This window comes from Streptomyces sp. H51 (assembly GCF_035656535.1).
In the GTDB taxonomy this organism is placed as follows: Bacteria; Actinomycetota; Actinomycetes; order Streptomycetales; family Streptomycetaceae; genus Streptomyces.
Window position 1 is genome coordinate 137757 of sequence record NZ_JAYMHD010000070.1, and the last position, 12226, is coordinate 149982.

Sequence of the window (12226 nt, forward strand, 5' to 3'; positions counted from 1 at the left end):
GCGCCCTCATGCCCTGACGCACCCGCCCTTCGGGCCGGTGATTCCTGTAGGCGGCGCATCTGCCGGGTTTTCCACGAACCCGCCGGACTCTCCTGACATCCGTATTCCGATCGGCACGCCGATCGGAATACGGATTTTCTGTTTCCCCGACCTGAGGAAGTGTCGTCGATGCCTGTTTCTACCTGGACGCCCGTCGGTCGATGGACGGGTACGGTCACGCACGACGGTGAGGTGGACGATTACACGGTCACTTTCGAGCCGGACGGTTCGCTGTCCGTCACGACGTCGAAGAGCGCGGGTTACGGCTCGTGGAGCGTCACCGGTGACGACACCATGGAGTTTTCCCTGCGCGAGGACTTCAACGTCGACTTCACGCAGATCAGCCCGAACGGCCACCGTGCCGCGTACATCCAGATCGACATCACCGCACGGCGTGACGGCGAGACGTTCGCCGGTGAGGGCAAGGCCGTCGTGCACGGTCCCGATGACGCCGTGATCTACGCGACGGACGCCCAGACCGAAGCGCACCGGGTGTCATGACCCGGGAGCAGGCCGCAGATCCGGCCGCCCTGGCCGCCGAGGTCGCCCGCCTGGCCGACCTCGCGGCGCTGCAGCACCTCATCGAGCGTTACCTGGCGAGCCTGGACGAGGGCGTCTTCGACGAGAGCTGGGCCAGGTCCCTGTTCACCGAGGACATCGAGATGACGTTTCCGGTGGGCAGCCACCAGGGCATCACCGGTGTCACCGGTTTCATCGGCGAGATCATGGCGCGCTGGGGCCGTACGCATCACCACGGCTCCGGCGGCTCGGTCGAGCTCGACGGCGATCGGGCCGCGGTCAGCTGGAGTCTGATCGCCTCCCATGTGCACTACGGCTCGCCCCTGCCCCCCGAAGCCACCGAGTACTTCCAGCTCGGCGGACGTTTCACCGGCACCGCGCGGCGCACGCCGGACGGCTGGCGCTTCGACCGGCTGGGGCTGCGCATCGTGTGGACCACCGGAACCGTGCCCAAGGACGTGACCCGGGTCGACACACAGACGCTCGACACCCGCGGCAACGCAGCCCCGTCCCCCGCATAGCAAACCCCAGCAGAGGAGAACGCAAGCATGCCCACCACACTCACCCCCGAGCAGCAGAAGGAACTGGTCGAGAAGGTCTTCCACGAGGGCCTGGACCTCGGCGACCTCTCCGCCGCCGACCGCTACCTCACCGCGGACTTCCGCAACCACGGCAGCCACGACGACTCGATGCGCGGGCCCGAGGCGTTCAAGCACACCATCAGGATCCAGCAGTCCGCGTTCAGCGACATCAAGTACGAGATCCTCGACTTCATCTCGCAGGGCGACAAGGCCGCGATCCGCTGGGTGATGCACGGCAAGCACACCGGCCCGTTCATCGGCATCCAGCCGACCGGGCTGCAGGTGCAGCACCAGGCGATCATCTGGTTCCGCTTCGAGGGCGACAAGATCGCCGAGCGGTGGGGCATCGTCGACAACTTCTCGCTGCAGCGCTTCCTCCAGTCCGGCGGCAAGCCGGTCGGCGCGCTCACCCCGGCGGGCGGCCCCGGCGCGGGCAAGCCCTCCGCCTGAACCCCGTCCCGCTTCCGGCCGTGCTGGTGCCGCCGGAAGCGGGAGCGTCTGCCCGGCCTCCGCTGCCGGCCCTCGCGGCCCGCGGCGGAGGCCGGGCGGCCACGGACCGTCCGGCGACGCTGCCGACGCGGCCGGGGGACCGGTGTGCAAGGGACCGACGTGCAAGAGATCGACGTGCAAGGGACCGACGTGCAAGAGATCGACGTGCAAGGGAGGAAGACATGCCGATCGACAGGAAAGTAGCCCGTTTCAACCGGCGGTTCGCCAACCGTCTCGTGGGGCCGCTGTTCAGCCGGCTGCCCGGGTTCGGGAAGGTCCACCACCGCGGACGCAAGTCGGGGCGTGAGTTCGCCACCCCGGTGAAACTGTTCCGCCGTGGTGGGGACATCATCATCACGCTGCCCTACGGACCCGGCTCCGACTGGGTGAAGAACGTGCTGGCGGCGGGCGGCTGCGAGATCACCACCCGCGGGCGCCGCATCCGGGTGGCCAATCCCGTCGTCTTCACCGACGACGGCACGACGAAGATGCCCGCCCTGACCCGCCGGATCCTCTCCCGGGTCGACGCCACCGAGTTCATCGCGCTCACACCGGTGGCCTCCCCGGCATCGGCGGCCCGGCGATGAGCGCGCCGGGCCGGATGACCCGGCCGGTCAGGGTCGTCCTCCTGGTCGGCTCCGCCCGCGCCGGACGGCTCGCCCCCGATGTCGCCGGCTGGTTCGCCCAGGTCGCCGCACGGCGCGACGACATCGTCCTGGACGTCGTCGACGTTGCCGAGCACCTGCTGCCCGCCTCCCTCGCCGAGGACGACGCCGGTGCCGCGGCCCTGCGCCCGCGGCTGGCCGGGGCCGACGCCTACGTGGTCGTCGTACCCGAGTACAACCGCAGCGTACCGGGCCCGCTGAAGACCCTCATCGACAGCTTCCAGTCCGAGTGGGAGGCCAAGCCGGTCGGCTTCGTCGGGTACGGGCTCGGCACGGCCGGCGGGGTACGGGCGATCGAGCACCTGCGGCAGATCTTCGCCGAGTTCCACTGCGTCGGGATGAAGGACATCGTCACCTTCCCCCGCGTTCTCGACCAGTACGACGGCGAGGGCCGTTTCCCCGCCGATCCCGAGGGTGCCGAGGCCGCCGCCAAGCTCATGCTCGACCAGTTGCTGTGGTGGGCCGAGGCGCTGCGTGAGGCCAAGGCGGTCCGTCCTTATGGCTCCTGAGGCCGGCATTGCCCGCCCCTGACACCGGACGTCGCACGCACCCGCGCGCACCCCGTCCCTTCCCCCACCCAGGAGACTGCGATGGCAGCTGTCCCGGATCCGCTTCCCGACCTCCTGATCGCCATCCCGGTGGTCATCCTCGCCTGCCAGGCCGGCGCCCAGTTCGTCAAGCGGCTCGGCCAGCCGCCGGTCGTCGGTGAGATCGCCGTCGGCATCCTGCTGGGCCCCTCGCTGCTGGGCTGGCTGTGGCCCCAGGCGGAGGCCGGCCTCTTCCCGCAGTCCGCCCTGCCCTACATCGGCGTGCTCGGCAACATCGGACTGCTCGTCTTCATGTACCTCGTCGGTCTCGAGCTGGATCTGGGATCGCTGCGCGGACACAGCAGGACCGCGCTGGCCGTCTCCCAGGCCGGCATTGCCGTGCCGCTGCTGCTGGGGACCCTGCTGGCGATCGCCATGTACGGCGATTTCGCCCCCGCGGGAGTCGACAAGCTGCCGTTCGTGCTCTTCATCGCCGTTTCCATGAGCATCACCGCCTTCCCGGTCCTGGCCCGCATCCTCACCGACCGCGGCCTGTACCGCACCAGGGTGGGCACGCTCGCCATGGCGAGCGCGGCCGTGGACGATGTGAGCGCGTGGTGCCTGCTGGCGGCCGTCGTGGCGGTGACGAAGAGCAACTCGCCGTGGGAAGCCGTCACCACGGCCCTGTACGCCGTGGCCTTTGCGCTCGTCATGTTCCTCGTGGTGCGCCCGCTGCTGGCCCGGTGGGCCGTGCGCGCCGAACGGCGATACCCCGACAGCGTCATGCTCGTCGTGCTGTTCAGCGGGCTGTGCGTGGCCGCGTACGCCACCGACCGGATCGGGGTGCACGCGCTGTTCGGCGCGTTCATGTTCGGTGCGGTCAGCCCGCGCGGCAGCCGCAGGATCGAGGCCACCGCGGCCCGGCTGCACGCGTTCACGGTGCCGGTGCTGCTGCCGCTGTTCTTCGTCGCCACGGGGTTGAAGACCGATGTCTCGCTGCTGGCCGGGAGTGCCACGCAGTGGCTCTGGGCGGGTGCCGTGCTCGCGGTGGCCGTGCTGGGCAAGTGGGGCGGCGGCTCGCTCGCGGCCCGGCTCTCGGGCCGCAACTGGCGTGACTCCATGTCGCTGGGTGTGCTGATGAACTGTCGGGGGTTGACGGAGTTGGTCGTGCTGAACATCGGGTTGGGTCTGGGGGTGATCGGTCCGGAGCTGTTCACTGTTCTGGTGCTGATGGCTTTGGTGACGACGGCGATGACCACTCCGGCTCTGATCTGGCTGCGTACCGGGGCGGACGACGGCCTCGTGGTGGACGGCTCGCCCGGGACCGGCCAGGAGAAGCCCGCTCTGCAGCCGTGAGATCCCGCTTGGCCTGCTGCTTCGAGGGCAGGGGCGGCGGCCTGGGAGGCCTTCCCGGCAATACTTCACCTGTTGATGGTTGGGTTGTTGTTGGTTGGCTGCTTGATGGATAAGTGGATTGACGATAGTGTCGGGGTGCGACACGGAGTGGTGGGGCGGCCAGGGAGAGAGAGATGAGCCAGGAGTTCAGGAACCTCGACATGACGATGATGTTCGCGATCCATGACGCGCTGCGGCGTGAGCTGGAGCGGATCGCGCGGATCACGGCCCGGGTCGAGGAGGATCCCCGCCGTGTCCTGGGGACCGCGGTGGGGTGGGAGCTGTTCAAGAAGTTCCTGACGATCCATCACACCTCGGAGGACGTCACGGTGTGGCCGGTGATGCAGGAGGCGCTGGCGGGCCGGCCCGACGAGCTGGCTCTGCTGGAGGCGATGGAGGCCGAGCATGCGGTGATCGATCCGCTGCTGGCGGAGATCGATGCGGCGCTGGCCGACCGGGACTCGGGTCTGGAGCGTCTGGGGGGTCTCACCGAGACTCTGCACGCCCGGGTCGGCGGTCATCTCGACCATGAGGAGCGGGACGCTCTGAAGCTCATGGACCTGACGATGAGCCAGGAGCAGTGGGCGGTCTTCAGCACCGAGCAGCGTACCCGTGTCGGTGACGATTCCCGCCGTTATCTGCCCTGGCTGCTGGACGACCTGCCCGCCGACAAGCTCGCCCGCGTCATCGGCAAGCTGCCCGAGCAGCTGCGCACCGCTTATGAGACCGAGTGGCGTGCCGCGTACGAGGCGCTGGACATCTGGGGCGCCAGGACCGGCTCCGCCGCCGGCTGAACCCCGGGCGCCGTGGCCGGCTCCGCCGCCGGCTGTTCCCGGGGCGCTGCCGGTTCGGCTCCGCGGGTTGTTCCCGGGGCGCCGTGGCCGGCTGCCGGCTGAGTCCGGGGGCGCCAGGACCGGCTCCGCGGGCTGAGTCCGACCGGTTCGGCTGGGCCGGCTGTTCCCGGGGTGCTAAGGCCGGTTCGGCTGCGGGTTGTTCCCGTGGTGTCGTGGCCGGTTCGGCTGCGGGTTGTTGCCGGGGTGCCAAGGCTGGTTCGGCTGTTCCCGTGGTGTCGCCTGACGGCAGTGTTCACATCCCCCCTTTCAATTCAGAGACAACCGGAGAGAGTTCATGTCGCTGCAAGATCCGACCCAGGCCGGCCGTAAGGCCGCGGCGCCGCCGCAGGACGGCAGACTCGGCCTTGCGCTGCTGGTCATCGCCGCGGCGCAGCTCATGCTCGTCCTGGACAACACCATCGTTGCTGTTGCTCTGCCGAGTATGCAGAGTGCGCTGGGGATGTCGGAGTCCAGCCTCGGCTGGGTCGTCTCCGCCTATGCGCTTGCTTTCGGTGGTCTGCTGCTGGCCGGGGGGCGTGCCGGTGACCTTTTCGGCCGCCGCCGGATCTTCCGTACCGGGCTGGTTCTTTTCACCGCTGCGTCGCTGCTCGGTGGTCTGGCGCAGAGCGGGGAGCTGCTGATCGCGGCGCGGGTGATCCAGGGGGCCGGTGCCGCTATCGCCGCGCCGACTGCTCTGTCCCTGCTGGCGACCACGTTCCCGGCGGGTCCCGCGCGGAACAAGGCTCTTGGTGTGTACGGGGCGATGGGCGGTCTCGGCTCGGTCGTGGGTCTGCTGCTGGGCGGTGCGCTGACCGAGTACCTGAGCTGGCGCTGGGTGATGTTCGTGAACATTCCGATCGCGCTGGCGGTCTTGTTCGGTACCAGTGTGCTGATCGAGGGCGAGCGTGAGCGGGGCAAGGTCGATGTTCCGGGTGCTTTCACCGCGACCTTCGGGTTCGGGGCGCTGGTCTACGGCATCAACCGTGCCGGTGACAAGGGGTTCGACGATGCTGCCACGCTGATCGGTCTGGGTGCCGCGCTGGTGCTGCTGGTCGCGTTCGTCGCCATCCAGCGTTCCAGCAGCGCGCCGATGATTCCCCGGGGTGTGCTGGCCGACAAGAGCCGTGTCGGCGCCAATCTGGTGATGTTCCTGGTCGGAGCGGGCATGCTCGCCACCTTCTATTTCCTCACCCTCTACATGCAGGTGGTCAAGGGCTACGAGCCGATGGTCACGGGCCTGGCGTACCTGCCGTTCGCGCTGGGCATGGGTATCGCGGCCGGCGGTCTGGGTCCGCAGCTGCTCGCCAAGATGCCCGACCGCAATGTGATCGTTCTCGGTCTGCTCATCGGTATCGCGGGCATGGTGTGGTTCAGTTTCGTGGAGCCGGGCCAGAACCCGCTGGCTGTCCTGCTGCCCGCGCAGCTGGTCGTCGGTCTGGGGCTGGGGATGGTCTTCGTGGCCGTCACGATCATCAGTGTCCGCGGTGTCGAACCGCAGGCCACCGGTGCCGCTTCCGGTCTGGTCAACACCGCTCAGCAGATCGGTGGCGCCATCGGTCTGAGCACGCTGGCCGCGGCCGCCACGGTCATCACCGAGAACCACCTGCCGGGCAGCCTGCCCGAGGCGCTGACCACCGGGTATTCCTACGGGTTCCTGCTGGGCGGCGGCATGTACCTGCTGGCCCTGCTCGCAGTGCTGGCGACCGTCCCCGCGACGGCTCCGCACCCGCAGCGCGACGGAGAGCCCGACCCCGTCGCGCTGTGACCAGATCCGGCGGCCCCGCTATTCGTCCCCCGGCGCGGGGCCGCCGGTGTCTTCTCCCCCGTCCCGCCAGTGCGAAGGCGCATCGAGTCATGCCGGGTCCCGCCGAGTCCCCGCACAACGACCGGCCCGTCCAGGACGCGATGACCGCGTCCGGGGCGGCGCACAGGCATTCCCCCGCTCTGCCCGGGCCGGCCTGCCCGGTCACCCCCGCGACCCCCCGCACGGCGGCCCCGCGCACGGCGGCCCCCCACGCCACCGCCCCCGCCTGCCTGACCGCCGCCGCCCCGGCCCCGGCCGGGGGCCCGCGCCCCCAGTTCCTGCAGCGGATGCCGGGCCGGGCGGGGTGCTTGCACCGGACTGCGGTCCCGGCCCGGGCGGGGTGCTTGCACCGGACGGCGGGGGGCACGGCCCGGCACGGCCGGGGGAGGTGCTGCGCTGCGACAGTCCTGCCGGCCGCTGTCTCACCGGCGCCGGCGGGCCGGCCGGGCGCGGCGGCCCCGCCCCGGTGGGCCCGCCGCGCCCGGCCGCGCACCGGTGAAGCGGCCCGCCGCGTCCTCCGCGGTGTTCTCCGCGGTGTCGTCCACGGGGACGGCCCGCCTGCCGGCCGGGTCCCGGCCGGGGCTTGCGACGCCGTCCCGGCTGGCCGGCCGGCGCGCGGCGTCCCGCCGGCCGCAGCGCGCCGCGGCCGGCCCGCATCCGGCCACCGCCGCGGCCCGGCCGGCGGCGTCCGGCCCGCAGACCGTCCCGCGGCCCGTGCCGCAGGCCATCCCGCAGGCCGTTCCGCGGCCTGTTCCGCACCGCGCGGCCCGTCCCGGCCGCCTCCCGGCGGCCGTGCCGGGCGGGCCCGGGCCGTCACCGGGAGCGCCGCCGGGAACGGCCGTCGGCGAGCCGACCGCGGGCGGCGGGGCGGGCGGGGACTGGGTCCTCGCCCGCGGCCCGTGCACCACACCGGCCCGCACGCGCCGCGGACCCCGCAGCGCCGCGCCCACGCCCGGGCCGGACGCGCCGCGGTCCCGGCCCGTCCGTCTGCGCCGCCGGCGCCCGGCGTTCAACGTCCGGCCGGTCCGGCCGGTCCGTCTGCGCCGCCGGCGCCCGGCGTTCAACGGACGGCCTGTCCGTCTGCGCCGCCGGCGCCCGGCGTTCAATGTCCGGCTGGTCGGGTCTGTCCGGCCGGTCGGGTCCGTCCGTTCGCGCCGCCGGCGCCCGGCGTTCAACGTCCGGCCCGTCCGGCCGGTCCGTTCGCGCCGCCGGCGCCCGGCGTTCAACGGACGACCGGTCCGGCCGGTCCGTCTGCGCCGTCGGTATCCGGCGTTCAACGTCCGGCTGGTCGGGTCTGTCCGGCCGGTCCGGCCGGTCTGTCCGCTCCGTCGGTTCCCGGCGTTCAACGTCCGGCTGGTCGGGTCTGTCCGGCCGGTCCGGCCGGTCTGTCCGCTCCGTCGGTTCCCGGCGTTCAACGTCCGGCTGGTCGGGTCTGTCCGGCCGGCGGTCCGGCCGGTCTGTCCGCTCCGTCGGTTCCCGGCGTTCAACGTCCGGCTGGTCGGGTCTGTCCGGCCGGTCCGGTCCGTCCGTCCGCTCCGCCGGTTCGGGTCCGTCGGGCCCGTCCGGCCTGTCGGGGCGGGCGGGGCGGGTGTCTGCCGGGCAGGCGGCGCCGTGCGGCCACCGGACCGGGCGGCCGTGCGGCGGCCGTCCGGTCCGGTGGCGGTCCGGTGGCGGCCGGTGTCTGCGGGCCGGGTGTGCCGGTCCCTGTTCTCCTGGGGCGGTGTATCCGGCCGGAGCGCGGGTGCACCCCTCGTATACTCGGTTCGGAGGTGCTGTCTTGCGGCGTGAACGCGATGAGGGTCGAGGTCCCGTGTCCCGGACCGAGGAACTCGCCGAGGTCCCCGGAGCACTTCCGGAATCACTCACGGGTTTCATCGGCTACCTCCTGCGCCGGGTGTACGCGCAGTTCTCCGCGGCCGCGGCCGCGGACGGCAGCGACTCCCGGGACTTCCTCGTCCTCGACGCGCTCACCGGCCGTGACTGGGAGTCCCAGCTCGACCTGGCCGAGCGGCTGGGCATCAACCGGACCGTCATGGTGTCGGTCATCGACCGGCTGGAGGCCTGCGGCGAGGTGCAGCGCACCCGCAATCCCGGGAACCGGCGCCAGTACGTGCTCTCCCTGACCGACAAGGGACGCAGAGCCGCCGAGGACCGGCGCCGCGCCGTGGCCGAGCGGGACGCGCGGCTGACCGCCGTGCTGAGCGCCGAGGAGACGGCCCGCCTGGACGAGCTGCTGGCCAGGCTGCTGCCCGAGTCCGCGCAGCCTCTGGTGCAGGGCACCGAGTACCTGGTGGCGCAGGCCCATCACCGGCTGCGCCGGCACGGCGACGAGAAGCTGGCCGGCACCGGCCTGCGGGTGCGCCACTACGGCCCGCTGTCCGCCCTGCAGGCCTACGGGCCCTGTTCCCAGCAGCAGCTCGCCGAGCTCCTCGCCATCACCGGGCCTGCCGTCTCCCAGCTGGTGGACGAGCTGGTCCGGCAGGGCCTGGTGCGCCGCGGCCGTGACCCGCGCGACCGGCGCCGCTACGCCCTGGAGGTGACCGGGCCGGGCCTGGAGAAACTCGGCGTCGTGATGCGGGCCGTCGCCGGTCTGGCGGCCGACGTGGCGGGCATGCTCGGCCCGGGAGGCGAGGACGAACTGCGTGTTCTCCTGCTGAAACTCCTGGCCCCGACGCATTCCGGAACCGCTTTCTCCGAATTTTCCGAACCCCCGGCCCCGGCCAGGGGTTGAACTTCCCCGAAAATCCTGTCACGCTAATTCCAGCGGCACTTCCACGCCCTTTTCAGGCTCCTCATTGCTTTCCTTCCGGATCGTGACCACATCCTTTCCCGAAGGTATATGAGGGGCCTTTTTTCATGCGGTTCTCCCGCCGTGGCCGACTCGGAATTCCTGCTGTGCACCGCCCCCCTCGACGAAGGAGACAGCTCATGGTCGCGAAGCTGACCGAAGGCATGCCGGAACCGGCGAGCGTTCCCGAGGAGATGACCTTCGACGTCATCATCCTGGGCTCGGGCATGGCCGGCTCCGTCACCGGCGCGATCCTGGCCCGGCACGGCGCGAAGGTCCTGCTGGTCGACGCCGCCGCCCATCCGCGTTTCGCCATCGGTGAATCCATGACCCCGCAGCTCGTGGAGTGGATCCACATCCTCGCCGAGCGGCACGACCTTCCCGAACTGAAGAGCCTGGCCAGCGTCGAGGCCTCCACCCGCGACATCGCGCCTTCCTTCGGCACCAAGGCCCACTTCGGTTTCATGAAACACGAGGTCGGCCAGGAACCCGACCCGCGGCAGGCCACCCAGCTGGCCCTGCCGAAGATCTTCCACCAGAACAGCCACATGTTCCGCCAGGACAGCGACGCCTTCATGTTCCACGTCGCGGTCAAGTACGGCTGCACTCCCCGGCAGAACTGGCGGGCCACCGAGGTCGATTTCGACGACGACGGTGTGACCGTCCTGGGCAAGAGCGCCGCCCCCGGCGCCGAGCCCGAACTGTACCGGGCGAAGTACCTGGTGGACGCCTCCGGTTTCCGCTCGCCGCTCGCCGACAAGTTCGGCCTGCGGGAGAAGCCGGCCCGCTTCAAGCACCACTCCCGGTCGATGTTCACCCACTATGTCGGCGTCAAGCGGTTCGACGACGTCAGCGGCCACCCCGCCGGCCTGCGCCCGCCGGCCGACTGGCACACCGGCACCATGCACCACCTCATCGAGCGCGGCTGGTTCTGGATCATCCCCTTCGACAACCACAAGAAGTCCCGCAACCCGCTGTGCAGCGTGGGCCTCACCATCGACGAGCGCACCTACCCCAAGCCGAAGGACCTCACCCCCGAGCAGGAGTTCCAGCTCTTCCTCGACAAGTACCCGGCAGTCAAGCGCCAGTTCGACGGCGCCACCCGGGTGCGTGAGTGGGTGTCCACCGACCGGCTGCAGTACTCCTCGAAGCAGACCATCGGCGACCGCTGGTGCCTGATGTCGCACGCGGCCGGCTTCCTCGACCCGCTGTTCTCCCGCGGTCTGTCCAACACCATGGAGGTCGTCGACGCGCTGACCTCCCGCCTGGTGGCCGCCCTCAAGGACGGCGACTTCTCCGCGAAGCGCTTCGAGTACGTCGAGCGCCTGGAGCAGGGGCTGCTGCAGTACAACGACGAACTGGTCAACAGCTCCTTCATCTCCTTCTCGCACTTCCGCCTGTGGAACGCCGTCTTCCGGGTGTGGGGCTCCTTCATCACCCCCGGCACCATGCGGCTGACCCGGGCCCGCCTCCAGCACGTCCGTGACGGCCGCGAGGCCCACTTCGACGAGCTGGAGCAGGTCCCCTACCCGGGCCTGTGGTGGCCGCAGAGCGACTCGTTCAAGCAGCTCCTCGAGGCCACGGGGGAGACCTGCGAGAAGTACGAGGCCGGCGCGCTGAGCGGCGACGAGGCCGCCGACATCGTCTTCAGGCTGCTGAAGGACTCGCCCGTCGTCAACCCGGTGTTCGGCTGGAAGGACGAGCAGAAGCGCTTCATCTACCCCTCGACGGCGATGATGGCCCGCTTCCTGTACTGGGCGTCGGTCCAGGCCCCGCCGGAGATGAACAGCGTCGGCCGCGAGTTCCTCCTCGGGATCCTCAAGGCCGGCTCCAAGGTCCGCAAGCTCCTCTGACCCGCGCGGCACCAATCCGACACCCATGGAAGGGATGCGCATGTCCGCAGCAGCGCGGTCGCTGACCCGCGCCCATGAGCGCCAGCCCATCGAGCCCTTGAGTCTGCGCCGCGTGTGCGGCCTGTTCACCACCGGCGTCACCGTCATCACCACCGGGCCGGAGGAGAACGCGGACGGCACGACCGTCAACTCCTTCACGTCCGTCTCGCTGGAACCCCCGCTCGTGCTGTTCTGCCTGCACAGGAAGTCACGGCTGCGCGCCCCGCTGGAGGAGAGCGGCGGGTTCACCGTGAACTTCCTGTCCGGGCGGCAGCAGTCGCTGGCCCGCTCCTTCGCCGAGCGCCGGGCGGACGCCTTCGAGGGGGTCCCGCACCACTTCACCGCCGACGGGCTGCCCGTCCTCAGCGAGGCGCTCGCCTACCTCGCCTGCACCACGGTCGACGTGCACACGGCCGGGGACCACGACATCGTCGTCGGCGAGGTGGTCGATCTGAGCCTGCCCCAGCACGGCCAGGAGCCGTTGATCTTCTTCGACGGTTCGCTGGGGCCGCTGCAGACGGACGCCGGACGCTTCAGCCACATCGTTCCGGAGTCTCCGGGACCGGACCGGCAGGCGTCCTGACATGCGCAAGGTGCTGATCGCCAACCGTGGTGAGATCGCTGTCCGTGTCGCCCGGGCCTGCCGGGACGCCGGTATCGCGAGCGTGGCCGTCTACGCCGACCCGGACCGGGA

12 protein-coding genes are annotated in these 12226 nt (G+C 70.9%); all 12 read left to right on the plus strand.

The window, feature by feature from the left end; translation table 11 throughout:
* The first annotated feature begins 231 nt into the window (after positions 1-231).
* Entirely contained in the window at positions 232-540 is a 309-nt protein-coding gene (locus tag VKA29_RS25945; RefSeq protein WP_324788392.1) for a dehydrogenase, read from the plus strand.
* The gene (locus tag VKA29_RS25950) at positions 537-1079 is read left to right on the plus strand and encodes a nuclear transport factor 2 family protein (protein ID WP_324788393.1); all 543 of its coding nucleotides are present in this window, start codon (positions 537-539) and stop codon (positions 1077-1079) included. Before VKA29_RS25945 ends, VKA29_RS25950 begins: the two co-directional genes overlap by 4 nt.
* Positions 1080-1106: 27 nt before the next feature.
* Entirely contained in the window at positions 1107-1589 is a 483-nt protein-coding gene (locus VKA29_RS25955; RefSeq protein ID WP_324788394.1) for an ester cyclase, read from the plus strand.
* Positions 1590-1810: 221 nt separating this feature from the next.
* The gene (locus tag VKA29_RS25960; RefSeq protein ID WP_324788395.1) at positions 1811-2215 is read left to right on the plus strand and encodes a nitroreductase family deazaflavin-dependent oxidoreductase; all 405 of its coding nucleotides are present in this window, start codon (positions 1811-1813) and stop codon (positions 2213-2215) included.
* Between the two features lie 14 nt (positions 2216-2229).
* Complete coding sequence (locus VKA29_RS25965; protein ID WP_324788396.1) at positions 2230-2802, plus strand: NAD(P)H-dependent oxidoreductase; 573 nt, start codon at positions 2230-2232, stop codon at positions 2800-2802.
* Positions 2803-2883: 81 nt separating this feature from the next.
* Positions 2884-4176, plus strand: coding sequence for a cation:proton antiporter (locus VKA29_RS25970; protein WP_324788397.1), 1293 nt, complete (start codon positions 2884-2886; stop codon positions 4174-4176).
* A gap of 173 nt (positions 4177-4349) precedes the next feature.
* Positions 4350-5009 carry a hemerythrin domain-containing protein gene (locus VKA29_RS25975; RefSeq protein ID WP_324788398.1) on the plus strand — a complete coding sequence of 220 codons (660 nt, stop codon included), beginning with the start codon at positions 4350-4352 and terminating at the stop codon, positions 5007-5009.
* A 334-nt stretch (positions 5010-5343) separates the two neighbouring features.
* Positions 5344-6813, plus strand: a complete 1470-nt coding sequence (locus VKA29_RS25980; RefSeq protein ID WP_324788399.1) for an MFS transporter — start codon at positions 5344-5346, stop codon at positions 6811-6813.
* A gap of 1849 nt (positions 6814-8662) precedes the next feature.
* Complete coding sequence (locus tag VKA29_RS25985) at positions 8663-9583, plus strand: MarR family transcriptional regulator (RefSeq protein WP_324788400.1); 921 nt, start codon at positions 8663-8665, stop codon at positions 9581-9583.
* Positions 9584-9780: 197 nt separating this feature from the next.
* Positions 9781-11493: an NAD(P)/FAD-dependent oxidoreductase gene (locus tag VKA29_RS25990; RefSeq protein ID WP_324788401.1), complete on the plus strand. Its 1713-nt coding sequence runs from the start codon at positions 9781-9783 to the stop codon at positions 11491-11493.
* A 40-nt stretch (positions 11494-11533) separates the two neighbouring features.
* Positions 11534-12115, plus strand: a complete 582-nt coding sequence (locus VKA29_RS25995; protein WP_324788402.1) for a flavin reductase family protein — start codon at positions 11534-11536, stop codon at positions 12113-12115.
* A 1-nt stretch (position 12116) separates the two neighbouring features.
* Positions 12117-12226, plus strand: a 110-nt coding sequence (locus VKA29_RS26000; protein WP_324787317.1) for a biotin carboxylase N-terminal domain-containing protein, incomplete at its 3' end; no start/stop codon positions are given.